Here is a 24,995-nt window from a genome sequence, read left to right as displayed (position 1 = left end):
TGGTTGACAGTCTCCCGCAAGCGTTTATGATGCGAAGCCTACCTTGCCAGTGTGCAACCCTGATGAAACCTACGCCACAAGACATCGCAGCCCTGCTCAACCTGCCCTTCAACGACCTGCTCTACCGCGCCCAGAGCATACACCGCGAGCACTTTGACGCCAATAGCGTGCAACTCTCCACCCTGCTGTCGATCAAGACCGGTGGCTGCCCGGAGGACTGTGGCTACTGCCCGCAGGCGGCGCGCTTTCATACCGGCGTGGAAAACGAGGCCATGCTGCCGCTGCAGGCCGTGCTGGAGGCTGCGCAGGCCGCCAAGGCGAACGGCGCGAGCCGCTTCTGCATGGGGGCGGCGTGGCGCGGCCCAAAGGAAAAAGACCTCGCGCCGGTGCTTGAAATGGTGAAGGCCGTGCGCGGGCTGGGGCTGGAGACCTGCGCCACACTCGGCATGCTGCGCGAGGGCCAGGCCGAACAGTTACAGCAGGCGGGCCTCGATTACTACAACCACAATCTCGACACCGCACCGGAAATGTACGGCAGCATCATTTCCACCCGCGACTACGACGACCGCCTCGATACGCTGGAAAAGGTACGCAACGCCGGTCTGCGGGTCTGCTGCGGCGGCATCGTCGGCATGGGCGAGTCACGCCATGAACGCGCCGGACTGATCGCGCAACTCGCCAGTCTCGACCCGCCGCCGGAGAGCGTGCCGATCAACAATCTGGTGCAGGTGGAAGGCACACCGCTGCACGGTACGGAAGCGCTGGATCCGCTCGAATTCGTGCGCACCATCGCCGCCACCCGCATCACGCTGCCGAAGAGCTGGGTGCGCCTGTCAGCCGGGCGCGAGCAGATGCCGGAGGCCGTGCAGGCGCTGTGCTTTCTCGCCGGTGCGAATTCAATTTTCTACGGCGACAAGCTGCTCACCACCGGCAACCCCGAGGCACAGCGCGACCGTGCGCTGCTGGAAAAGCTGGGGATGTGTCCGGCTTGAAAAAAGCATTACTGGATACGCTGACGCAGCGCCGGGCACAACACCTCTACCGAACGCGGCGTATTATCGAAAGCCCACAAGGCCCCGAGATCGTCAGCGACGGGCAGCATTATCTCAATTTTTGCAGCAACGACTATCTCGGCCTCGCCAACCACCCGCAGGTGATCGAGGCCCTGCAGGCAGGCGCTGCACGCTACGGCGTGGGCAGCGGCGCGGCCCACCTCATCTGCGGCCACAGCCGTGCGCACCACGCGCTCGAAGAGGAGCTCGCCGCCTTCACCCAGCGCCCGCGCGCACTGCTGTTCTCCACCGGCTACATGGCCAATCTCGGCGTGATCGGGGCACTCGCCGGGCGCGGCGACACGGTGCTGCAGGATCGCCTCAATCATGCCTCGCTCATCGACGCCGCACAGTTATCCGGCGCGCGCCTGCAACGCTATAAACACACGGATCCAACCGCACTCGAAAAAAAGATTGTAGCAAGCGGCGGCAGCGCAGCACTCATCGCCAGCGACGGCGTGTTCAGCATGGACGGCGACAGCGCACCTGTGACTCAACTCGCCGTACTGGCGCGTACGCACAACATTCCACTCATGCTGGACGATGCGCACGGACTGGGCGTGCTGGGCGCGCACGGCGGCGGCACACTGGAGCAGGCGGGCTTGAATCTCGACGACGTGCCGGTGTTGATGGGTACACTGGGCAAAGCCTTCGGCACCTTTGGCGCCTTCGTCGCAGGCAGTGCGGAACTGATCGAGACCCTGATTCAACAGGCGCGCAGTTACATCTACACCACGGCACTGCCGCCTGCGCTCGCGGAAGCAACCCGCACCAGCCTCAAGCTGGTACACACCGAGCCGTGGCGGCGCGAACAACTGCATCGCCTCATTGCGCGCTTTACCCAGGGTGCGGCTGAACTGAAGCTGTCGCTGCTGCCGTCGCAGACACCAATCCAACCGCTGCTGATTGGCAGTGCGGAACACGCGCTGACACTCAGCGAGCAACTGCAGGCACGCGGCATCCTGGTCAGCGCCATCCGCCCGCCGACCGTGCCCCAAGGTGAGGCGCGTTTGCGTATCACGCTTTCCTGTAGTCACAGCGAAGCGCACATAGACCAGTTGCTGGACGCGCTGGCGGCAACCTGCACACCCCATGCAACTGTTTAGCACCTGCGCCGGACAGGGGCCTGACCTCGTGCTGCTGCACGGCTGGGGTTTGCACAGCGGCGTATGGGAAGAGACTGCTGCGCAACTGACACCGCGCTTTCGGGTCACGCTGGTAGATTTACCCGGTCACGGCCAGAGTCCGGCACCCGTCGGCCCGTATACACTGGCGACACTGGCGCAAGCGCTGGCCGAGACGGCGCCGGCACAGGCGACGTGGCTCGGCTGGTCGCTGGGCGCACTGGCCGCGATGCAGGTTGCGCTGCTGCATCCGGCGCAGGTCAACCGTCTGGTACTGGTCACCGCCACACCCCGTTTTACCCAGACCACCGACTGGCCACACGCCGTAGCGCCGCAGGTGCTGGACGAATTCCATGCCGCACTGGCGGCCGATCACCACACCACCCTGCGCCGCTTCCTCGCCCTGCAACTGCGTGGCAGCGAGGGTGCGCGTGCAACACAACAGCAACTCGAAGCCCTGTTGCTTCAACAGGGCACGCCGAACCTGGCGGGATTAAACGCGGGGCTGGCGCTGCTGCGCGACAGCGACTTGCGCCGCGACCTCGCTGCCATTCATTGCCCGACGCTGGTAATGGCAGGCGAGCGCGACACCCTGACGCCACCTGCCGCCCAGCGCCACCTCGCCGAACATCTACCACGGGCACAGTTATCAGTGATCGCCGGCGCCGGACACGCGCCCTTTCTCTCGCATGGCGCAGCCTTCATGCACGATCTCAACATGTTTTTGCCACACTGACATGCACGACGCCGACTATCACATCGACAAACAACTGGTGCGGCGCGCCTTCAATCGCGTAGCACGCCACTATGACCAGTCGGCCCTGCTGCAGCACGAAGTAGGCAAGCGCATGGTGGCGCGCCTCGATGCCGTGCGCCTTACCCCGGCACTGATACTTGATGCCGGTGCAGGCACCGGCCTGCATACCCGCGCCCTCGCACAACGCTATAAAGACGCGCACCTAATCGCTCTCGATATCGCCGAAAACATGTTGCTCGAAACGCGCCGCCAGACGCCCTTCTGGCAACGCTGGATTGATCGACGCCAAACCCTCATCTGTGCCGACATCGATGCGTTGCCGTTGCGCGCGGGCTGCGCCGATCTGATTTTTTCAAATCTTGCCTTGCAGTGGTGCAATGACCTCGACACCACCCTGCTGGAATTGCGGCGCGCACTCAAGCCGGGTGGGCTGCTGATGTTTTCCAGCTTCGGCCCCGACACCCTGAAAGAGTTGCGTGCGAGTTGGGCCGAAGTAGATGCACACAGCCACGTCAGCCGCTTCATCGACATGCACGACATCGGTGATGCGCTGGTGCGCGCCCATTTCAACACACCGGTGATGGATGTCGAGCATTTCACGCTGACCTATCCCGACGTACAGCGGCTGATGCGCGACCTCAAGTTGATCGGCGCACACAACCTTACCGCCGGGCGCGCGCGCGGACTCACCGGCAAAGGTCGCCTGCAGGACTTCAGCAATGCCTACGAACGCTTTCGCCGCGAAGGCGTGCTGCCCGCCAGCTACGAGGTGGTGTATGGACATGCCTGGGCGCCTGAGGCAGCGCCACAAGAGACGAGCGATGGCACCGTCCGGGTTCCGCTCGCCAGCCTGCGCGGGCGAAAAGCGCCGTGACGCGCGGCCTGTTCATTACCGGCACGGATACCGACGTCGGCAAGACCTGGGTAACACTCGGCCTGCTGCATGCGCTCGCCGCCACCGGCGTGCGTACGGCGGCGATGAAACCGGTGGCCTGCGGTGCTGTCGCCACCGAGGCCGGGCTGCGCAATGATGATGCCCTGCGACTGCAACGTGCCGCCGTGATTGCCTTGCCCTATGCGCAGGTCAACCCCTACCTCTACGCACCACCCATCGCCCCCCACATCGCCGCCCAGCGTGTGGCGCGGCACATAGACATCACGCACATCAAAACCCTGTTTGATGCCATCGCCGCGCAGGCGGACTGTGTGGTGGTGGAAGGTGCGGGCGGCTGGTGCGTACCGCTGAATGAGCGGGAAACCATCGCCGATCTCGCGCTGAAGCTGGGCCTGCCGGTGGTACTGGTGGTGGGTATGCGGCTCGGCTGCCTGAATCATGCCCTGTTGAGCGCTGAGAACATCGCGCGCTCGGGCTTGCCGTTTGCGGGCTGGGTCGCGAACAGCATCACCCCCGACTTTGCCGGGCTTGCGGAGAATGTTGCGGCCTTGTGTGAGCGCATCCCTGCACCACTGCTGGGCGTCTTACCCCACCTCGCCGCGCTCGACGTCCAGCACATAGGCCGGACATTGAACGCGGCAGTGTCTCTGCCTTAACCCGCAGCTGCCGTGGGTACGATCGCCCGTTGCAGCTTCTTGAGGGCGTTGTTTTCCAGCTGTCGGATGCGCTCGGCCGATACCTGATAACGATCCGCCAGCGTCTGCAGCGTGGCCTTGGCGTCACCCAGCCAGCGTTGCTCGACAATGTCGCGGCTGCGCGCATCGAGCGTGGACAGTGCCTGCTGCAGGTGTTCGCTGCGGCTTTCATCGTAATCACTCTGCTCCAGCTGCATAGAGGGTTCCATACGCAGATCCTGCAGATAGGCCGCGGGCGCAAACTGTGCCGTACTGTCGTCATCGTCGGCGTGGGCATCGAAGGCGTAATCGTGACCGCTCATGCGCGACTCCATCTCGCGCACATCGCTGGCGCTCACGCCCAGATCCTTGGCGACGGCATTCACCTCCTCGCTGCTAAACCAGCCGAGGCGCCTGGAGGCGCTGCGCAGGTTAAAAAACAGCTTGCGCTGCGCCTTGGTGGTGGCCACCTTGACGATGCGCCAGTTGCGCAGGATAAATTCGTGCATTTCGGCGCGTATCCAGTGTACGGCGAACGACACCAGACGCACCCCCATCTCGGGGTTAAATCTGCGCACGGCCTTCATCAGGCCGATATTGCCTTCCTGAATCAGATCCGCCTGTGACAGGCCGTAACCGTTGTAGCCCCGCGCGACGTAGATTACAAAGCGCAGGTGCGCAAGCACTAACCGGCGCGCGGCCTCAAGGTCGTCTTCCTGCTGGTAGCGGGTAGCCAGCGCCTGCTCCTCACCCGCGCTCAACATCGGAACGCTGTAGGCGGCGCGGATGTAGTGGTCGAGGCTACCCACCGGTACCGCGAGCTGCATTGCGTAGTCGTTGGCCATGGACTTCCTCCCTGCGAACTCTAATGGGTTCATTTTATCACCCTGACAATAGGAGTGCCAAAACGAGGTTAAAGTTCAGCCTAATCAAAGAGATTTATAACAAGCACGGGGGTTCAAGACGGCTCTATGTGTGCCAGATGCCGCCCCACCGACAACCAGGCGCCCAGCAGGCCCAGCAAAGCGCCTCCCGCTACCAGCGCCAGTGTCACGTTGAAGCCGAGACCGCCCAAACTGAAATCACTCTGGTACAGCCCGGCCAACTGTTGCACAGGCGCGCGCATCAACCACAGCGCCAGGCCCACCATGACCCAGGCACAGATGCCACCCAAAGTACCATGCCACATCCCGCTGTATAGAAATGGCCGCCTGACAAAGGCATCGCTGGCTCCGGTCAACTTGACCACCTCAATTTCCTCGCGCCGGTTTTGTATGCCAAGCCGCAAGGTATTGCCAATGATGAACAGCACTGCCGCTGCAAACAATCCCGCCAGCATCAACACGCCGCGGGTAACGACCTGCATGATGGCATTCAGTCGCTTGAGCCATTGCTCCTCGAACTCGGCCCGGTCAACCTCAGGCAGCATCCGTAATTGTTCATGGATTGCGCTGGCATCCACCGCAGAATCAGCAGCCAGGCGCAGCGCGATTACCGCTGGCAGCGGATTTTCACCGAGCGCATCAAGTGCTGCATCAAAACCCGACAACTGGCGAAACTCCTGCAGCGCCTCGGCACGCGAAATCGCGTGCGCCTCTGCCACTGCGGGCCACGTGCGCAGGCGTCCGGCCAGCGCGCGACTCGCATCATCGCTGACCTCCTGTCTGAGCAGCAGCGTAATCTGCGGGCCACCACCCCAGCCTGCGCTCAGCTGTTGCGCATGTTCGAGTACGAGATACGACACTGAAGGTAGCGCCAGCGTGATACCTATTACGACAGCAGTCATCAACGTTGCCACCGGCGCACGCCACATCTGGCCCAGACTGTAAAAACATGCCTGCAGGTGTTGCGCCGCATAGCTTCTGAATGAGAACGCACCCATCTTCTGCCGCCGCGCTGCAGGCTCATGTGCGCGTACCATGGTGGGTGCAGGACCGGCAGGGCGACTGCGTGGTATCGGTGTCGCACCACTGCGACGGCGTGCAAAAAAGCGCATCATGGCGTCGCGCTGTCCGCTACCAGATGCCCATCCTTCAGGGTGAGGATGCGGTGCGGCAAGTGACGGATCAACTCCAGGTCATGCGTTGCCACCAGCACGCTTACACCAAACTGGTTGAACTCCTGGAACAGTTTCATGATTTCGCGCGACAACTCCGGGTCGAGATTGCCGGTCGGCTCGTCCGCCAGCAGCAAGGGTGGCCGATGCACCACCGCGCGTGCGATACCGACACGCTGCTGCTCGCCGCCGGAGAGTGTTACCGGATAAGCGCGCTCCTTGCACAGCAGCCCGACCTTGTCGAGCGCTGCATGCACGCGGCGTGCAATATCCTCCCGGCCTGCACCCGCGATCACCAGCGGCAAGGCGACGTTATCAAACACCGTACGGTCATACAACAGTTTGTGACTCTGAAATACCATGCCGATGCTGCGCCGCAAATAGGGCAGGCCGCGCCGCTTGATACCGGAAAGATTCTGCCCATTCACCACGATCTGGCCAAAGCTGGCGCGCTCAAGCAAGGCGATCAGCCGCAACACCGTACTCTTGCCGGCGCCGGAGTGGCCGGTCAGAAACGCCATCTCGCCGCGCCCGAGCTCGAAGCTGATCTCGCTCAGGGCTTCAAACCCGCCGGGGTAGCGCTTGGAAACGTGATTAAACAGAATCATACATACAGTAGCGAGTAGCGAGAAATGACTTTCATGGCTATTTACCCGCTTATATTCTCGCCACCGGGTTTCTCAAGCAATGCCTCCACAAACTCATTGGCATTGAACACGCGCAAATCATCCGCACCTTCGCCGACGCCGATGTAGCGTATGGGTACACCCACTTTTTCCGCCAGCGCAAAAATGATGCCGCCCTTGGCCGTGCCATCAAGCTTGGTCAGCGTAATGCCGGTCAGCCCCACGGCCTGATGGAACTGTTGCGCCTGCATCAGCGCATTCTGGCCAGTGCCTGCGTCCAGTACCAGCATCACCTCCTGCGGCGCCGCAGGATCGGCCCTGGAAATAACACGCTTGATCTTTTTCAGCTCTTCCATCAAGTTGGCCTGGGTATGCAGGCGACCGGACGTATCTGCAATCAGCACATCTACTCTGCGGGCGCGCGCCGCCTCTACTGCATCATGAATCACCGCCGCCGGATCGGCACCCGCACTCTGCGGTACAATCACCGGCATCTGATTACGCTCGGCCCAGGCCTGCAACTGCTCCACTGCGGCGGCGCGAAAGGTGTCACCGGCAGCGAGCATCACCTGGCGACCCTCGCGCCGCAGTTGCTGCGCCAGCTTGCCGATGGTCGTGGTTTTACCTGCGCCGTTGATGCCCACCATGAGCAGGATAAAGGGCCGCGCATCCGGCGCGATCACCAGCGGCTGCTCACACGGCCGCAGAATGGCCAGCAACTCTTCCCGCACGGCATCCGCCAGCGCCCCTGCATCGCGCAACTCACGCCGCCCAAGACGCGTACCCAGGTGGCCCATGATCTTCTCTGTCACCTCGACACCGACATCTGCCGACAACAGTCGTTCTTCCAGCAGCTCCAGCAAGTCGGCATCCACCGCGACAGTTCCAGCGCGCAACCCCCCCAGCCAGTCGCCCAGCCCCGTGCGCGTCAGCGCATTTCCCAGGCGTGCCAGCGCACCTGGCGCGGCTTCTGCGGCAGGGCTGGCGGTTTTCTTGAACCCAAGCAGGGTTTTCAGTGTCATAGCTGTTGTTCCGCGTATTGCGCTATCCTATCACTCAACACTCAACATCAGGGCTGACATGATATACAGGTATATTGTAGCGGGCCTCTGCCTGCTTCTCAGCGTCCAGGTACACGCAGCCGCTCCCGCCACGCATGAATACCTCCTCGACAACGGCCTCAAGCTCATCGTGCGCGAAGATCATCGTGCACCTGTGGTGGTCTCCCAGGTCTGGTACAAGGTGGGCGCGAGCTACGAGCACAGCGGCATCACCGGCATTTCGCATGTGCTCGAACACATGATGTTCAAGGGCACGCGCAAACATGGGCCGAATGAATTTTCACGCATCATTGCAGAAAATGGCGGGCGCGAAAACGCCTTTACCGGGCGTGATTACACCGCCTATCACCAGCAACTGGAGAAAAGCCGCCTGCCGGTAAGCTTTGAGCTGGAAGCCGACCGCATGCGCAACCTCCTGCTCAAGCAGGAAGAATTCGCCAAGGAGGTGCGCGTGGTCATGGAGGAGCGCCGCTTGCGCACCGACGACGATCCCGAGTCACTCACCTACGAGCAGTTCAATGGCGCCGCATTTTATAACAGCGCCTACCGCAACCCGGTCATCGGCTGGATGGATGATCTGGAGAATCTGCATATCGACGATCTCAAGGCCTGGTACAAGACCTGGTATGCGTCCAATAATGCGACCGTAGTGGTCGTGGGTGATGTGGAACCCGAGCAGGTATTGAAGCTGGCGAAAAAACATTTCGGCACACTCAAGCCCGCATCGATTCCCGCGCTCAAGCCACGCAACGAACCGGCGCAGACCGGCCAGCGCCGCATTACTGTAAAAGCGCCCGCCGAACTGCCGTATCTGCTGATGGGGTATCCGGTGCCGGTGCTGAAGTCCGCCCGCCCTGATGCCGCCTGGGAACCCTACGCGCTCGAAGTGCTGTCGGCGCTGCTCTCGGGCGGCGACAGCGCCCGGCTCGCCAGACATCTGGTGCGCGACCAGCAGATCGCCGCCAGCGCCAGCGCCGGATACAGGCTCACCGCACGCGCCTCCGACCTGTTTCTGATCGATGGCACACCCGCCCGCGGCCACACCATAGAGGAGTTGGAGCAGGCCCTGCGCGGCGAGATCAGACAGCTGCAGGAAACTGTCGCAAGTGAAGCCGAACTGGCACGCATCAAGACCCAGGTTGTAGCAAACGATGTCTATCAGCGTGATTCCGTCTTCGGTCAGGCGATGCGGATCGGTACCCTGGAAACCGTGGGTCTCGACTGGCGCCTGCTGGACAGTTATGTAGACAATATCAATGCCGTCACGGCTGAACAGGTGCGGCAGGTGGCGCGCACATATCTGATCGAGGATCGCCTCACCGTTGCCGTGCTCGAACCCTTGCCACTTGATCCCGACAAGCCGCGCGCCGCATCAGGTACAGCGGGAGGCCACAATGCCATCCATTAAGCACGCCCTTTTGTTCGCGCTGCTTGCGCTGGCTAATGTCGCGGCATTTGCCGCACCCGAGATTCAGCACTGGACAACAAAAAACGGCGCGCGGGTTTACTTCGTCCCGGCGCCCGAGCTGCCCATGGTGGATGTACGGGTACTGTTCGATGCCGGCAGTGCACACGATGACACGACAGCGGGACTGGCCGCGCTCACCAGTAACCTGCTGAATGACGGCGCACAAAGTGCTGGCGGCGAGTTGGGCGCCGATGAAATCGCTGACCGCTTTGCCAGTCTCGGCGCCCAGTTTGGTGCGGGTGTGGATCGTGATACGGCCAGCGTGCGCCTGCGCAGCCTGACCCGGCCTGCCGTGCTGCAACCCGCACTCGACACCCTCGCCCTGCTGCTGCAACGACCCAGCTTCCCGGCAGCAGCCTTCGAGCGCGAACGCGATCGCACCCGCGTGGCCCTGCGCGCGCAGGCGCAGTCCCCCGGCGATATCGCAGGCAAGGCCTTTTACCGTGCGCTCTATGGCACCCATCCGTACGCCACCGAACAGGCAGGCACCGAAGCCAGCCTCGATCTGCTCACACGCGATCACCTGGTCGCGTTCCACAAACGTTACTACGTGGCACGCAACGCCGTCATCGCAATTGTGGGCGCACTGTCGCGCAGTGAGGCCGATGCAGTCGTAGACACACTGATGGCCGGCCTGCCTGCAGGCGAGCCTGCACCCCCCCTGCCCACGGTGGAGGCACTGGCCGCCGCGCGCACGATCGAGATCGCTCATCCTTCCGTCCAGACCCACATACTCATGGGGCAGCCGGGCCTGCGCCGCATCGACCCCGACTATTTCCCGTTGCTGGTCGGCAACCACATTCTGGGTGGCAGCGGACTGGTGTCACGCCTGTCGGATGAGATCCGCGAGAAGCGCGGGCTGTCCTACAGCAGTTACAGTTATTTTCTGCCGTTGCGCGAAGCGGGCCCGTTCACGCTCGGCCTGCAGACACGCAACGAGCAAACCGGAGAGGCACTCAAGGTGTTGCGCGATACCCTGCGCACCTTTACCGAGCAAGGCCCCACGGCGCGTGAGCTGCAGTCCGCCAAGCAGAATATTACCGGCGGCTTCGCCTTGCGCATCGACAGCAATGCCAAGCTGGTTGAGTATCTGGCGTTGATCGGCTTTTACAATCTGCCGCTCGATTTTCTCGATACCTATTCACGGCACGTGGAAGCGGTCACGCTGGCGCAGATCAAGGACGCCTTCCAGCGGCGCGTGCAGCCTGAAAGGATGATAACGGTGGTGGTGGGTGGCGGCGCGGCCGAAGCGTTACCCTAAGCCCGCGTCGGGCACTCACCGTCTGCGCATCATCGGCGGCAGGTGGCGCGGGCGGCGGCTGGAATTCCCGGCCACTGAGGGTCTGCGCCCGACATCCGACCGGGTGCGCGAAACCCTGTTCAACTGGCTCGCCCCCATGATCGCAGGCGCACGCTGCCTCGATCTCTTCGCCGGCAGCGGTGCGTTGGGTATTGAGGCACTGTCGCGCGGCGCCGACAGCGTGGTCATGGTCGACAACAATACCGCCGTGGTATCGCAACTGCACGACCACCTCGCCACCCTGCGGGCGAACGGCGCCCAGATCATCCATGCCGGTGCGCTCGGCTATTTGCAGACGGCGCCGGAGCAGGCTTTCGATGTCGTCTTTCTCGATCCGCCGTATCATAAAAACCTGCTCGCACCCTGCTGTGACCTGCTGCGACGCAGCGGCTGGCTCAAGCCGGGGGCGTACATTTACCTCGAAACCGAGCGTGACCTGCCCCTCGACATGCTGGCCCTCGACTGGCGCGTCGTACGCAGCAAAAATGCCGGGCAGGCGAGCTATCACCTCGCCATCAAACAGGCCTGAGCACCCCTTGGTGCCGGCGTCGCAAGGCGCTATGATGCTGACTCTGCCCCCAAGCGGCGTGCAAAACCCATGAACATCACTGCAATCTACCCCGGCACCTTCGATCCCATTACCCACGGCCACAGCGATCTGGTACAACGTGCCGCACGGCTGTTCGACACGGTGATTGTGGCGGTGGCGGCCAACCCCACAAAGCGCCCGGCGTTTGATCTGGATGAACGCATCCGGCTGGCGCGGCTGGTGTTGTCCGGGCTGCCCAATGTGGAGGTCTGCGGCTTTGACACCCTGCTGGTCGAGTACGCCCAGGCGCGCGACGCGCAGGTGATCCTGCGCGGCCTGCGGGCGGTGTCGGACTTCGAGCACGAGTTCCAGCTGGCCGGCATGAACCGCCGCCTCGCACCCACGGTGGAGACCCTGTTCCTCACGCCGGCAGAGCAATATGCCTACATCTCTTCCAGCCTGGTACGCGAGATCGCCGCCCTGGGTGGGGATGTGTCCGGGTTTGTGCACGAGAGCGTACGCGCCGCACTCACGACCAAACCCCGCTGACCACCGCCAGACAAATCGCCCGCTATCGCAGGGCGGGCGATTCGTGTATACTGCGCTCCGCAACACCGTAGTACATATACGCGTTTCTGATCTCTCTCCGGTTTTTTGTACCGCAGGTTTCCTGATTAGCAACGTACTAAAGGAACCTGGCGGTTAGCCCCAGCCACAGCGGCACCCGCCCCTAACAGTTTTCGAACGGTCACGCCCTCCGGGTTGAAGGCGCGCCTCGTGTGCTTGCGCATTCATTGTCTTTGCGCAATCTGTTACGTATTGGTTTATTTTCTTTTGAGTCCGCGCGTGGACGGCGGATGAGGATACTATTTTGTCATTTCAAACATTGAATCTTGATGCAAAACTGCTGCGCGCCATTGAGGCCAGCGGCTACACCACACCGACCGAGATCCAGAGCCAGGCCATTCCGGTGGCATTGTCAGGTCGCGACCTGATGGCCTCGGCACAGACCGGCACCGGCAAGACGGCGGCGTTTGTATTGCCCGCCCTGCAGCGCCTGATCAGCAACGCGCCACGCAAGGGCCGCGGGCCGCGCGTGCTGGTCCTGACCCCGACCCGCGAGCTCGCGGCGCAGGTGCTCGACGCCGTGAAACGCTACAGCAAGTTCGCCCCGTTGCGCGTAGGCGCCATCGTTGGCGGCGCGCCTTATCCCGCGCAGGAGCGCATGCTGCGTGAGAATCTGGATATTCTGGTGGCGACCCCCGGTCGCCTGATCGACCACATGGAGCGTGGCCGCGTAGACTTCTCGCGCATTGAGTTGCTGATACTGGACGAGGCGGATCGCATGCTGGACATGGGCTTTATCGAGCCGGTCGAGCAGATCAGCAAGGCCACGCCGGCGGAACGTCAGACACTGCTGTTTTCCGCAACGCTGGAAGGCAAGGTGTTCGGGCTCGCGCAGCGGCTGCTGAAAGACCCCGCGCGCATCCAGGTGGCCCGGGCGCAGGCTCAGCATGCCCAGATCACGCAGCGCATGCATCAGGCCGACGACGTGCGCCACAAGCGCCGCCTGCTGGATCATATCCTGTGCTCCAAGGAACTGGGTCAGGCCATCGTCTTCACCGCCACCAAGCGCTCGGCGGATGAGCTGGCGCATTCCCTGTCGGCCGATGGCCATGCCTGCGCGGCCCTGCACGGCGACATGCAGCAGGGCGCCCGCAACCGTACCGTGCAGCGGTTGCGCCAGGGCACGGTCAAGGTACTGGTCGCCACCGATGTCGCCGCCCGCGGTCTGGACATCAAGGGCGTCAGCCACGTGATCAATTTCGACCTGCCCATGGTGGCCGAGGACTACGTGCACCGCATCGGTCGCACCGGCCGCGCCGGGGCCTTTGGCACCGCCGCGTCGCTGGTGGGGCCGCAGGACTGGGGCAAGCTGGCGGGCATAGAGCGGCTCACAGGCAACCGGCTGGAACGGCAGGTGGTGCCGGGCCTTGAGCCCAGCGTGCCGGAATCCAGGGCCTCCCGCCCTGCGCCGCACCGCAGCAAGAGCCGAGGCAATGGTCAAAAAACGCATAAGCCTGCAGCGGGCAAGGCTGGCTTTAAGCCGGGTTTCGCCAAGGGTCGTGGCGGCAAGACCGGTCACCATTTCAAAAGCCCCGCCAGCCGCCCCGGCGGCCGCAGCGGCAATGACCGGGCACGTGCCTGATAGCCAGGCGCTGGCGGTTCCACCGGCATGAAAAGCGGGGCGCAAGCCCCGTTTTTCATGCCTCTGACTACAGTGAAATGGCGCCCTGCAGGGCTTGCCCGGAAGCGCGTGCGGCAGCTATACTAGCGGTTGATAGTATTACCGAATATCAGATTTCAAGGAGAACACCATGTCAGCAACCCTGCTCATCCCGATCGTACTTTTTGCCGGCGGCATTCTGCTTGCCATTGCGATCACCAATGTCGCGCTGAGAAAGCTCGCAAAATAAACCCTGGTTGTCTCGGCAAGGGTGTGCGGACCCGCCACCCTTGCTGCCCATAGACAGTCTCACCCGCCTGGCTGCCGCTGCTGTGCAGCGGCACATCTGGTCAATCCACTCCGCTTATGTCCACTCCCCCTCATCCGCTGATCAAGTTCATCGTGGCATCGGCGTCGTTCATGTTCGTCGGCACGGTACACGGCGTGCTGCAGGTCATCCATCCGATCCGCATGTGGCTGGACTCCGTCGGCAGCCCCTACGGCGGGCCGGGACACATGATCGACCCGCTCGCCCACGCCCATATCAACATGGTCGGCGGCGTGGTGCTGCTGATCATGGCCACCAGTTACTACCTGTTGCCGATCCTCACCCAGCGCCCGCTGTATTCGGAGCGGCTGGTCAGCCACACCTTCTGGTGGGTCACCGGGGGCGTGTGCGGCTTTTACACCACCCTTATGATATTCGGCATCTGGGAGGGTAACCTCTCGCTCACCAACCCCGCCGCCGTGGATGACGTGCACCGCTATTACCCGCCGGTGATCGCCCTGGTCTCCACCGCAATGGGTATTGGTTTCTGGTGTTATTTCGCCAACATCTTTCTCACCCTGAGACGTTTCTACAGCAGCGGCGGATGAGCCTTGCGTGCGGTTGCCCGGCCAGTTTCCCCGACTGGCACCAACAGGACATCGATCTCGGTGGCGAACTCGTGCATATGGCAACGGCACCGATGTTTCTGCACATGCCGATCGGCTACGAACTGCGCGCCAACCGCCAGCGTGAAACCCTGGAACAACTCAAGCTCAAGGAACGCTGGCCGGGGCTGGTGCTGATCCAGACCGGACTGCTGCGCGGAAGGCTGCTGCGCCTGCTGGAACCCGCCGTCTCACCCGCCCACGGGCTGTCGTATCTCGCCTCGCCGTTTCAGGTGCGCGGCTTCCTGCATCAGGGGCCGGTGACCACCGTCTCGGCCAGCGTGAAACAGCTGCAAAGCAGCCTGGTCAATGCGGGTCGGCGACCGCTGGAGTTGTATCTTGGCCACCTCACCTGTCCGCGCTGCGCACCGCAGCGCGGGGGTGAAAAGATACTGCTGTTGCGGCGCTGGATGGAGAGCGCCGCACTGCTGAAACGCGTCAGGGCGCGGGGCTAGTGCCCAGCGCTTAAGGCCCCGGACGCCCGGACAGAACCCTGTCCGGTCTCGCAGCCCCGGTGTTATCTGCCCGTGCTGGGCTTGGTTGCAGGCTTGGCTGCAGGTTTGGCTGCAGGCTTGGCTGCGCTGCTGTTCTGGCTCCCGGCTTTTTCAAGCGCGGCAAGCGCCCGGCCGAACCCCTTCATCGGCATCTCGAACTGCACCGGCTTGTTATTCGCGGTGAAAAACGTGACCGCCACCTTGTCCTTCTTGGAAACCGTCGCTATCAGGTCCTTGTCCATGATAAACCGCGCCTCGCATCCGCGCTGACTACAGACGCGAAACGGCACCCGTGTCGCCTTGGCGCTGGCGAGACCCATCTCCAGACCCTTGGTCAGCAGGATGCCGGTTGGGGTGCGCACGATCGACACCAGCTTGCCGTCCCTGGCGTACACCAGGGACCACGTGAACACGACCTTCTTCGATTTGGCCTCGGCGACGTTCTGCAGCACAGTGCAGTTCTTTTTGTTTGTTACCGCATCCAGCACACACACTAACGACCAGCTATCAAACGCTGTGATCTCGGGTTTCGCCATGGGTTTCTCTGTCTGTGGTTTGGTGGTCTGTGGTTTGGTGGTGGTTGCCGTCTCTGACCAGGCCGGGCTGGATCCCACGGCGCAGGTGGCCGCAACCAGGGCTGGGAGCAGTAGCGTGCGGAGCCGCGTGCTAATTGACTTCATCGCTTTCCTTTGTTTATCGCTATGGATGTCTTGGCGGGATACATCACTGTACCGGGGCCTGCCTTATAAAAAAACAGGAGGCCGGGTCATCCCGGCCTCCCTTGTTTTTAACGGCGGCTGATTTGGTTTCAGTCGCCTACCATTTGTAGCGCACACCCACGGAGCCGGTAAGGCTGTCGTAGTCGTCACCGCCTACCACCGCGTCCACCTTGGCAAAGCCGGTTACGTTGCCGGTGCCAAAGATGTTGATGCCCGCGCCGATCTGGCCGTAGCTGCCGATGCCCTTGTCCTTGACCGTGACATCCATATCATCGCTGGTAAGTGTCACGCTGTTGTCGCCATCAAACTCGTTCCACAGGCTGGCCTGCACAAAGGGCTCGTACTTGGTGCCGCTGGCGGAGTCTATGCTGGTGCCGGCCCGCACCCCGATACGACCCCGCAGGCTGGTGCCATTCGCGAAGTTGATGTCCGTGGGGTTGATGTCATCAGGGAAGGCCGTCACATCGTCAATGCTGGTGCGCACGTACGACAGGGTCGCCATCGGCTCAATGAAGCTCGAACCGTTCTGTATCCGGTAGCCGGCATCCAGCGTAACGCCGACCGATGTCGTATCCAGGCTGAAGTCTTGCGTGAGAGCGCCGTCCTCCAGCCTGTAGTCGGTGTCGCCGATATCGCCCTTCACCACCGCATCCACGAACCAGCCGCCGTTGAGGTAGGTGACATAGGCCCCGATCGAGACGGCATCGCGATCGGCATCGGTCGCGGTGCTGTCGAAGTCAACCCTGGACTGGGTCATGCCGCCCAGCACGCCAATCACCCAGGTCTCGCCCCCGGCCCCCTGGCTTGCGGTATCCGCGCCCACCATGACGCCGAACAGGCTCTGATCGTAGCTCTGGTTGTGGGTAGAGTCCGTACCATACAGCGGGTGGGTGTAGGTGTTCGAGACGTCACGGTCGATGCTGCCGCCGATGAGTTTCGCCCAAGCGCCGCCATTGCCCGCTCCCGCCACGCGCAGGTCGGCCTGGCGGTCGAGCCAGACACCAGTGGTCTGGTGCCATGCCTCCTGCGCCGTGCTCATGAGTATCGGCAGTTCAAAGGCCTGGTCGCTCGGCGTGCTGGCCAGCCACCAATCGCTGCTGTTGGTCTCTTCCCGATACAGCTCATACTGCCAGTAGCCCTTGTTGATCGGGCCGTTGGCGAGCACAAAGCTGTCCTCGTAATCGGTTCCACCCACGCTAATCACCTTCACGCCAATCTCGTTGTAGGCGCCCGGCACACTGGTGTCGAAGTCGTTGATGTAGACGTAGGTCGTGCCGCTCACATCACCTTCAATCGTAAACAAGTCGGCGGTGGAATCACCATAGGTGCTCAGATAGGCATCGAGCACGAGATAACCCCCCTCGCCACCATCGTAGTTGCCGCTGGTGGTGAGGCGGGTGTTGGTAGAGCCGTCGGCATACGACAGGTCGATCAGGCCGCCTTCATTGTTGAGTTCTTCAAGACCGAAGAAGTTCGTGACGCCGGAGACATAGATCGCGCCGCTGTTGTTCAGCACGTCATAGCCGTCGCCGAAATCGTTGTCGCCCTCCACATACCAACTGTCGTAGCTGTAGTTGTTGAACACATCGTTGTTGTCCGTGAGATAGACCCGGCCGGTGATCGTGCCATAGTTGTTAATGGTTGCCGCACCGTCCCCTTCACCCCCGTCCACCCGGATGGCTACATCGGAGGCAAGGTCGTCATTACTGCGGATGACGCCGCCATACTGGTTGTTGATGGTCGTCATGCCGGCGACACCGCTGACATGAATGACCGCCTCGCCTTCCGCGCCGTCGCCGCGGATCAAGCCGCCGCTGTAACCCTCACCACCGTCGCCATTGTCGATGGTCACGCTGCCGTCAACCCCCGCAATCCTGATGGCGCTGCCGTTGTTGCCGACGATCTCGCCGCCGCTGTAGTACATGCCGCCGAGGTTGGTGATCTGGACGTAGCCGCCGATGTTCGATATGTCGATGCCCTGGCCATAGTCGCCGGTGATGGTGCCGTAGTCGTTTTCGATATCGACATTACCGCTAATGTTGTTGATATCAATGCCGTCCCAGTAGCCATAGATGCTGCCGCCGCCGCCCTCACCGCCGTCGTTGGTAATGGTGACATCGCCGCCCTGCACATCCGACACCGAGATGCCCTCGTCGCCGAAGCCGTTGATGAAGCCGTAGTAATTGCTGATGTTCACGTTGCCGTTATCGATCTCGTCGATATAGATACCGCTGCCGTTGTTGCCGGCGATACTGCCGTTGGTGTTGGTGATCGAGAGCAGCAGGGGGTCGCCGCTGGTCCACAGGTCGGTGATATAGATACCGTTGTTGCCGCCCTCGATGATGCCGTAGTCGTTGGTGATGGTCACACTGCCGTCGATGTCGTCCAGATTGATACCGTCGCCGCTGATGCCGGTGATGGTGCCGCGGGTATTGTCGATGGTGACGTAGTCTTCGGTGCCGTCAATCACGATACCGTGGTTGCCGCCGCTGATGCTGCCGCCAATGCCGTACAGGTCATAGTAACCGTAAAAATCGTAGAGACCGGCAATGTTGGTGATGGAGACATAGCCGCCGATGTCCTCCAGATCAATGCCGTCGCCGTTGGTGCCGGTGATGACGCCGTCGGTGTTGTTGATGGACACGTAGCTGCCGGTGCCGTCAATCACGATGCCGTCATCGACGCCGGTGATGGTCGCAACCACACCAGTGTCGTAAGCCCACCAGGTGGTGTAGTCGTTGCTATTGGTGATCTGGACATAGCTGCCGATGTCCCCCAGATCAATGCCGTCGCTGCCGCCGGTGATGGTGCCGCGGGTGTTATCGATCATCGCGTAACCGCTGATGTCGTCGAAGTCGACGCCGTCGCTGTTGATGCTGGTGATGGTGCCGCCGGTGTTGTCGATCTCCACGTTGCCGGCACTAACAGCGTCCACCGAAATACCTTCGTTGGCACTGCCGGTAATGCTGCCGCCGACGTTGGAGATGAACACATCGCCATCCGTATGGATGTTGTCGATCAAGATGCCGTAGTCGCCGCCCTCGATGGTGCCGGCGTCGTTGTAGACGTTCACATCGCCGCTGATGTCATTGATCTCAATGCCGTCGTCGCCAGCGATGATGGTGCCGCCATTGTTGTTAACGGTCGCGCTTTCCTTGTTCTGAATGAAGACGCCGTCGCCGAGCGCATGGATGGACAGCGGGCTGGTGTTATTGACGGTGGCATTGCCGTAGCCGTCGATGCTGGAGATGTACACGCCGGTGCCGCCAATGGGATCGGCCACGGTGCCGATACTGCCGGTGTTGGTGACCGTGACGTTGCCGTCGGCTTGGACCTGGATGCCGTTGTTGCCGGCCAGAATGGTGCCGTCATTGGTGATGTCCACATCAGCGGTCGTGCCGCCCTCGGCCCCGTCCGTCCGCCAGACATAGATGCCGTTAACTCCGGCGGTGATGTCGCCGCGCGAATTGATGACCACGTCACCGCGGCCATCCCACCAGGAGTCTGCGGTGACTAGGATGCCGCTACCTGAGGCCGTGATGTTACCGTCGGTCTTGAAATCAATGGTGGTGATGTCGTTATCGTCGGTGTAGATGAAGACGCCGTCGGAGTCGGTGGTCTCGATATACAGGCCTTCGCCCACTGCATCGCTATAGCCGAGATTGATGACGGCGTCTTTGTCTTCGGTAACGAAGGGATCGGGTGTTATGGGGACTGCGTTCAGGGTAATCGTCTCGTCTTCCATGTCGATCACGAGCCCGCCGCTGCCGCCCTCGGCGCCGTCGACGCAGGTGACATAGGCAACACCCCCGATATCAACATAGCCGCAGTTGACGGGGCCCGCCTGCGCCTGGCTGCTGGGCCAGAGCACCATGCCTGCGGCCAGCGCGCCGGCCATCAGCAGCGAGGAGCGTTTCAGCCCGCCGCCCACGCCTTCAGGCACCCTGGTCTTGGCGCTCTGGGCAAACCGACCGGGTAAACGATGCTGGCTGACGGGTAGCTGAATCATGGGTACTCCTCCCTCTGTTCTGTTTATTGTGACTGCATTTTCAGACATCACGCGCACAGCTCTCGCTGCGCGCATGGTTATTTGGTGCAATTATTATCATGGCCGTGAAAGGCTTGCAAGCACTTTCAGCAGTGCCGCGGCAAGTTTTCACCCCCGCCCTGTGCAGGGTAATTGACCTGCGACGGGCTAGGGCACGCCGGGTGGCGGCAGTTCGAATGCCAGCGCGCCCTCCTGGCCCGCGCGCACCAGCCGCACGCGCAAGGTGTGCGGCGCGTCGCCCCTGACCGCGATGGCGCGGCGAAACACGCCGGTGTGCCCGTCCTGGATCGCCTGCACCCACGGCTGGTCATCGTCCATGCGAATAAACACCAGCAGGTTGTACTCCGCCGCACCGGTGGGGCGCACGGCCGAGACCAGAAACTCGTTCATGCCCGCCACCACCGGCGCCGGCCGGGTCTCAAGCCCGACGGTCACGTCTTGCCATACCTGTGTCGGCAGGCGTGACCCGGCCCCGCAGGCGAGCAGCAGCAGGCACAGCAGGGCGGTGGCGCCATAACGGGCGGGGTTACTGCGGGGGCGGGCGTTTGTCGGCATTGGCATCCTGATGGGTAGCGTCATGGGTATCGTCGGTATCGTTTTCCGTGTCACTGTCCAGCCTGCCGCCGCGCTCCGAGCCATACATGTTGATCATGTAATTGACAAAGGTGAACCCCACCACGATCCACACCAGCGCCGCCGCAAACCCCCAGTCGAACCAGGCGCGCTCATAGCCGGGGCGGTCGCCCCAGAACGGGAAGCTCAAACCCACCGCCACCAGCGTGACTGCCACCACCACGGCAATGAACCAGTATGGCACCTTGTGCTGTGACTCAGGAATCTTTTCTACCAGCTCCCAGTCTTCCAGCCCACGCCTGGCGCGCCGCTCCTCATCGCTCGCATAACCATAATGGTCGTGCGATTCTTCGCCCCACTCTGGCGGTATATCGTGTGGCGAGGGGGGTGTCTTGTCTGTATCGTTCATGTTGCACCTGGCGAGTAATGTTGGATGCGCTGACTGGCCTGCCAGCCATCATCGGCGGCGTGCGCGGTGACTGTCACCGTGTACAGGCCCCTGGGCAAGGGCTTGAGCGACAGCATCACATCCTTGCGCTCTGCGGTAGCGAAGCGCGCTTCGCTGGCCGAGAGTTGATAAGCATCGCCGGGCAGGCCCGCAACGCTCACGCTGAGCTCAGCGGGGCGGTAGCGTTTGTGGGCAAGATCAATCCGGTAGTGCTGTATCACCGGGCCGTGGGCCTGATCAGCACGGTATACCGACAGGTGATACGGCTGGTAGTGCACGCTGCCCCAGGCGAACATGGCAAGGCCGACGAAGATCACCGGACTGACCCAGCCAATCCGGCCGCCCAGACCGCCCAGCCTGTGTTTCAGGCGCGCACCGGCGGCGACCGCCTGTGTCACGGATGTTGGCAGCTTGCGCTCGCCAAACTCGAAAAACAGCAGCCCGGGCTCGCCCTTGGGAAATTGCAGGGCATCGCAGGCGCTGATGCACAGGCCGCAGTTGATGCAGCTGTCAAAGGTTGTCGTATTGCGCGGGTCGATCTCGACCGGGCATACCGTCAGGCAAAAATTGCACGCGGCGCAGCGGGCGCTGCGCGCAGCGTCATAACCGATGTGCAGGGTGTGGCGGGTCTTGAACGAATGCTGCCACACGCGGTAGATGCACATGAAGCGGCAGAAGAAGTGCCGCACCACGGCGACATTGACCAGCATGATGAGCACGAACACGCTGTAGATCCAGTACAGCGACGGCGCCAGCCGCGCATCATGGCGAAAGGTGATGAACGACCACACCACGTCCGGCGGGTAAAAGTAAAGCAGGGGTATCAGTGCAAACCCCAGCGCGGCGCCGGTAAACCAGGCGCCGAGCAGGGCCCAGTTAAACCACTTTTTCTTGCCGCTGGAGACATGGACTGCCGCGCCCTCCAGGCTCACCTCGGCGCGCTTGCCGAGCAGCCTTTTGGTCAGGCGGTCGGCCCACTCTGACATGGTGTTTTGCGGGCATGACCAGCCGCAGAATGCCATGCCCAGCGTCGAGTAGGTGAGGATGAGGCTGCCCGACAGGGCGAGCCAGAATCCCGCCACCAGCATAAAGTCGGAAAACCAGATCTGCTGGCCCAGCACCACGAAACTCGCCGTCGCCGGATCAATGCGGAACAGGCCGCTCACCGGAATCAGCACCAGCAAGGCCAGTGTGCCGACCTGCACGGCGGCGCGCTTGCGCAGCAGCCCGGCGCCATTTGACGCCGCATGGCCCGTTTCAGCTACCACCCTGATACGGCTCAGGGCCTCATTTGGGCTCGAATTCATGGGGTTGATTTTACCATACAGACCCGCCGGACACGGGCGCAGTTATCCGCACAGTGTGTTGGACCCGATTGCCTGCTTGAAGTGCTATGGCTGGCCGCGCACTGCGCGATCGAGCGGGGCCACGGCGGCCAGCCGGGCCCGCAGCGCGGCGGCTTGCGCTGCATTGCCCGCCGCCTGTTCCAGCCGCCACAAGGCGCGCAGGGCCTCGGCGTGATCGGGCCGGATGGCCAGCACCCGGCGCAGCGCCTCACGCTCGTCCATGCCCTGGCGCACGGCCTGCGGCAGGGTGTCGAGCATGGCATCGGCCAGCGCAAACCCGGCCCAGCGATCCTGCGGGTTGGCTTCATGGGCAATACGCAACAACCGCGCACTCTCGCCGTCATTCTGCAGCCGCATGCGGACGGCGCGCAGCGCCAGCTCACTCGCACCATAGGCACGCTCGAACACGGGCCTGTCTGCCGCCGCCACCTGCAGCTGCTGTGCGGCCTGCTCCATATCCGGCCGCGTCGCCAGCAACTGCCCGATCAGAAGCGTCAGATGCTGTTCCGCGCCGTAGCGTGCCCGCGGCAGGCGGAACTCGATGCGCGGCGCCCATTCCTCCTGCAACGGCGCCACGCGCGGGGTAATCGCGCCCCAGTAACGGCCGAGCCAGGTCCAGGGGCCTTCGCCGCCGGTGGCCTGTCCCTGCGTCTCTGCATCGAGCCGCGCCAGATTTGCCAGCATGGCCGGGGCGCCGCCGAGCCGCGCCTGCGGCCCGACCAGCGCCAGGTGCAGCCCGTCGACAAACACCACCGCGCCCGGGAACACATGGCGAAAGCTCTCCAGCACCGTGTCGAGCGAGGCGCGATCAAACTGGTTGAGGGCGAGCCACTGCACATACAGGCCGCCCGGGGCGAGGCGCGCACGGGCGCGCTCAAACTGCTGCACCGACAACAGCGCGCTGTGCCCGGCCAGGTCGGGGTGAAACAGGTCGCCGATGATGACATCGTAGCGATGCGTGGTCGCACGCAGGAACCGGCGCGCGTCGTCATGCACCACCTGCATGGCGTCCATCACGCCGCCGTTGACCGGGGCAAACCAGCGGCGGGCGGCATCGATGGCGCCCTGCGACAGCTCCACTGCCGTGCGCTCCAGATCCGTATAGGGCAGCGAACCTGCGGCGGAGATGCCGGTGCCCAACCCCAAAAACAGCACCGAGCGCGGCGCCGGGTGCAACAACAGCGGCAGGCGCGCCTGATTTTCCTGTACCGCCACCGCCGCCTGATCGGTGGCGGCGTCCATGCGTTGCAGGTCGGAAAGCAACACCCGCTGCCCATCGGCACGCTCGATCACATGGGTGATGGCAATAGCGTCTTCGTGGCGCTCGAGGTCTGTCGTGGCGGCCAAGGCCTGGGGTAACAGCCGCGCAGCCGGTGGCAGCTGCCACACCGGCAGCGCCAGCAGCAACAAACCCACTGCCCCCAGCGCCAGCCAGACCAGACGCAGGCGCGATGGCGCCACCCAGACCCAGCCGCAGGCCAGCAGCAGCAGCGCGGCAGCGCTCACCGTGCCCGGTGCGCCGAGTGTCGGCAGCAATACCACCCCGGCCAGCGCCGCCCCCAGCATCGCGCCCAGCGCGTTCACTCCATACAGCCAGATACCGCTGTGGTGACCGGACTCGCCCAGGCGCTGGCTCAGCAAGGGCAGCCAGGCGCCCAGCACCAGCGTCACCGGCAGCGTGATAGCCGCCAACCTCAGCGACTGCGCCAGTATCGCCGATGCCAGACTGGCATGGCGGGCCTGCTCGGCCCAGGCGGAAAGCGCCGGCAACCACCACAGGCTGAGGACAGCAAACGCCCCCGCCAGCACCGGCAGCACGCTAAACCAGACCGGTCCGCGCAGATAACGCGCCAGCAGGCTGCCCGCGCCGATACCGACGAGGTACACCGCCAGCAATACCGCCAGCACATACTCGGTGCGCAACAGCACCATGCCATACAACCGCGTCCAGCCGATCTCCAGCATCAGCGCCGCCGCGCCCACCCCGGCATAGGCCCACAATGACAACGTGTCGGGCCGCTGGCCGGACACTACCGGGGCCATCTTGTCCGGTGTACCGTGCCTTTTCGCCCACACCCAGGCCGCCAACCCCGCCAGCAGGCCGATGACCGCCACCACGCGCAGGGATACTGACCAGCCCAGCTGCGGCAGCAACCACAGCGGCAACAGCGCGCCCAGCGCCGCACCGCAGGTATTCAGTCCATAGAGCGACGCCAGCGAAAGTTGCACCCCGCGCGCGGCCTGCAACGCCAGCGCAAAACCCACGCCCATGCCCAGCGCCGGGATAAATATCAGTAGCAGCGTAAAGCCGCTTTGCAGCGCGTACCAGCTCGCCAACCCGGTGGACGGCGCCATACCCGTCAACAGGCTGTCCATGCCCTGCAATAACAGCGGCGAGGCCAGCGCATACAGCGCCAGTCCGATCTCAATCAGCGCGAACAGCCGCAGCGGTGAGCCCACCCGGCGGCTGATGCGCACACCCCACAGGCTGCCTGCGCCCAGCCCGCCCATGAAGGCGCTGATGCCCGCCACCACACCAAATATGCTGACGCCGAACTGCAATACCAGCACCCGCACCCACAGCACTTCGTAGGCCAGGCTGGCAAGACCGGAGAGGGCGTAGATCAGGGCCAGCGCCCATGCGGGGGTCAGCAGGCGCACGGCG

General features: G+C 63.0%; 22 protein-coding genes. 12 read left to right on the top strand and 10 right to left on the bottom strand.

The features are described from left to right. Positions 1 to 29 precede the first annotated feature (29 nt). The 5 genes from bioB to bioD are packed head-to-tail and all read left to right on the top strand — an operon-like array spanning position 30 to position 4,484. Positions 30 to 992, top strand: a complete 963-nt coding sequence (gene bioB / locus Q8L89_04950) for a biotin synthase BioB (GenBank protein ID MDP1708396.1) — start codon at positions 30 to 32, stop codon at positions 990 to 992. After that, on the top strand, positions 989 to 2,158 hold the full coding sequence (bioF, locus tag Q8L89_04945; GenBank protein MDP1708395.1) for an 8-amino-7-oxononanoate synthase: 1,170 nt from the start codon (positions 989 to 991) through the stop codon (positions 2,156 to 2,158). The genes bioB and bioF overlap by 4 nt, the downstream gene beginning before the upstream one ends. Beyond that, the gene (gene bioH, locus Q8L89_04940) at positions 2,145 to 2,912 is read left to right on the top strand and encodes a pimeloyl-ACP methyl ester esterase BioH (GenBank protein ID MDP1708394.1); all 768 of its coding nucleotides are present in this window, start codon (positions 2,145 to 2,147) and stop codon (positions 2,910 to 2,912) included. Before bioF ends, bioH begins: the two co-directional genes overlap by 14 nt. 1 nt (position 2,913) lies before the next feature. Then, a complete protein-coding gene (gene bioC / locus Q8L89_04935; GenBank protein MDP1708393.1) occupies positions 2,914 to 3,807 on the top strand; it encodes a malonyl-ACP O-methyltransferase BioC in 894 nt (297 codons plus the stop codon). Beyond that, positions 3,804 to 4,484, top strand: a complete 681-nt coding sequence (bioD, locus tag Q8L89_04930) for a dethiobiotin synthase (GenBank protein ID MDP1708392.1) — start codon at positions 3,804 to 3,806, stop codon at positions 4,482 to 4,484. The genes bioC and bioD overlap by 4 nt, the downstream gene beginning before the upstream one ends. Here the strand turns inward: bioD and rpoH are convergent. The 4 genes from rpoH to ftsY all read right to left on the bottom strand — a co-directional run bounded on the left by rpoH (position 4,481) and on the right by ftsY (position 8,206). Then, entirely contained in the window at positions 4,481 to 5,347 is an 867-nt protein-coding gene (gene rpoH, locus Q8L89_04925) for an RNA polymerase sigma factor RpoH (GenBank protein MDP1708391.1), read from the bottom strand. The genes bioD and rpoH overlap by 4 nt on opposite strands. Before the next feature lie 113 nt (positions 5,348 to 5,460). Then, positions 5,461 to 6,501: a permease-like cell division protein FtsX gene (gene ftsX / locus Q8L89_04920; GenBank protein MDP1708390.1), complete on the bottom strand. Its 1,041-nt coding sequence runs from the start codon at positions 6,499 to 6,501 to the stop codon at positions 5,461 to 5,463. Continuing rightward, positions 6,498 to 7,166, bottom strand: coding sequence for a cell division ATP-binding protein FtsE (ftsE, locus tag Q8L89_04915; GenBank protein MDP1708389.1), 669 nt, complete (start codon positions 7,164 to 7,166; stop codon positions 6,498 to 6,500). The genes ftsX and ftsE overlap by 4 nt, the downstream gene beginning before the upstream one ends. A gap of 41 nt (positions 7,167 to 7,207) precedes the next feature. After that, complete coding sequence (gene ftsY, locus Q8L89_04910; GenBank protein MDP1708388.1) at positions 7,208 to 8,206, bottom strand: signal recognition particle-docking protein FtsY; 999 nt, start codon at positions 8,204 to 8,206, stop codon at positions 7,208 to 7,210. A gap of 58 nt (positions 8,207 to 8,264) precedes the next feature. Between ftsY and Q8L89_04905 the strand changes: the two genes are divergently transcribed. From Q8L89_04905 to Q8L89_04875, 7 genes are all read left to right on the top strand, one after another. Further along, positions 8,265 to 9,653, top strand: coding sequence for a pitrilysin family protein (locus Q8L89_04905; GenBank protein MDP1708387.1), 1,389 nt, complete (start codon positions 8,265 to 8,267; stop codon positions 9,651 to 9,653). Beyond that, complete coding sequence (locus Q8L89_04900) at positions 9,640 to 10,974, top strand: pitrilysin family protein (GenBank protein MDP1708386.1); 1,335 nt, start codon at positions 9,640 to 9,642, stop codon at positions 10,972 to 10,974. The genes Q8L89_04905 and Q8L89_04900 overlap by 14 nt, the downstream gene beginning before the upstream one ends. After that, positions 10,946 to 11,542, top strand: coding sequence for a 16S rRNA (guanine(966)-N(2))-methyltransferase RsmD (gene rsmD, locus Q8L89_04895; GenBank protein ID MDP1708385.1), 597 nt, complete (start codon positions 10,946 to 10,948; stop codon positions 11,540 to 11,542). The genes Q8L89_04900 and rsmD overlap by 29 nt, the downstream gene beginning before the upstream one ends. A gap of 69 nt (positions 11,543 to 11,611) precedes the next feature. Next, complete coding sequence (gene coaD / locus Q8L89_04890) at positions 11,612 to 12,091, top strand: pantetheine-phosphate adenylyltransferase (protein ID MDP1708384.1); 480 nt, start codon at positions 11,612 to 11,614, stop codon at positions 12,089 to 12,091. A 322-nt stretch (positions 12,092 to 12,413) separates the two neighbouring features. Continuing rightward, positions 12,414 to 13,751 carry a DEAD/DEAH box helicase gene (locus tag Q8L89_04885; protein MDP1708383.1) on the top strand — a complete coding sequence of 446 codons (1,338 nt, stop codon included), beginning with the start codon at positions 12,414 to 12,416 and terminating at the stop codon, positions 13,749 to 13,751. A gap of 384 nt (positions 13,752 to 14,135) precedes the next feature. Further along, on the top strand, positions 14,136 to 14,645 hold the full coding sequence (locus tag Q8L89_04880; GenBank protein MDP1708382.1) for a cbb3-type cytochrome c oxidase subunit I: 510 nt from the start codon (positions 14,136 to 14,138) through the stop codon (positions 14,643 to 14,645). Beyond that, positions 14,642 to 15,157 carry a hypothetical protein gene (locus Q8L89_04875; GenBank protein MDP1708381.1) on the top strand — a complete coding sequence of 172 codons (516 nt, stop codon included), beginning with the start codon at positions 14,642 to 14,644 and terminating at the stop codon, positions 15,155 to 15,157. Before Q8L89_04880 ends, Q8L89_04875 begins: the two co-directional genes overlap by 4 nt. Positions 15,158 to 15,219: 62 nt before the next feature. On the opposite strand, the gene Q8L89_04870 is transcribed toward Q8L89_04875, so the two are convergent. From Q8L89_04870 to Q8L89_04845, 6 genes are all read right to left on the bottom strand, one after another. Next, positions 15,220 to 15,876, bottom strand: a complete 657-nt coding sequence (locus Q8L89_04870; GenBank protein ID MDP1708380.1) for an invasion associated locus B family protein — start codon at positions 15,874 to 15,876, stop codon at positions 15,220 to 15,222. A 136-nt stretch (positions 15,877 to 16,012) separates the two neighbouring features. Further along, positions 16,013 to 19,924, bottom strand: coding sequence for an autotransporter outer membrane beta-barrel domain-containing protein (locus tag Q8L89_04865; protein ID MDP1708379.1), 3,912 nt, complete (start codon positions 19,922 to 19,924; stop codon positions 16,013 to 16,015). A gap of 186 nt (positions 19,925 to 20,110) precedes the next feature. Continuing rightward, positions 20,111 to 20,518, bottom strand: a complete 408-nt coding sequence (locus Q8L89_04860; GenBank protein ID MDP1708378.1) for a hypothetical protein — start codon at positions 20,516 to 20,518, stop codon at positions 20,111 to 20,113. Continuing rightward, positions 20,490 to 20,945 (bottom strand): hypothetical protein, encoded by a 456-nt coding sequence (locus tag Q8L89_04855; GenBank protein MDP1708377.1) that lies wholly within the window; start codon positions 20,943 to 20,945, stop codon positions 20,490 to 20,492. Before Q8L89_04855 ends, Q8L89_04860 begins: the two co-directional genes overlap by 29 nt. Then, the gene (locus Q8L89_04850; GenBank protein ID MDP1708376.1) at positions 20,942 to 22,291 is read right to left on the bottom strand and encodes a 4Fe-4S binding protein; all 1,350 of its coding nucleotides are present in this window, start codon (positions 22,289 to 22,291) and stop codon (positions 20,942 to 20,944) included. Before Q8L89_04850 ends, Q8L89_04855 begins: the two co-directional genes overlap by 4 nt. Before the next feature lie 84 nt (positions 22,292 to 22,375). Next, the gene (locus Q8L89_04845; protein MDP1708375.1) at positions 22,376 to 24,991 is read right to left on the bottom strand and encodes a fused MFS/spermidine synthase; all 2,616 of its coding nucleotides are present in this window, start codon (positions 24,989 to 24,991) and stop codon (positions 22,376 to 22,378) included. Positions 24,992 to 24,995: the final 4 nt, after the last annotated feature.

The organism is Gammaproteobacteria bacterium, assembly GCA_030680605.1.
In the GTDB taxonomy this organism is placed as follows: Bacteria; Pseudomonadota; Gammaproteobacteria; order SURF-13; family SURF-13; genus JAQBXX01.
The sequence above is the reverse complement of the archived record's forward strand: the minus strand, read 5'-3'. Positions and strand labels throughout refer to the sequence as shown.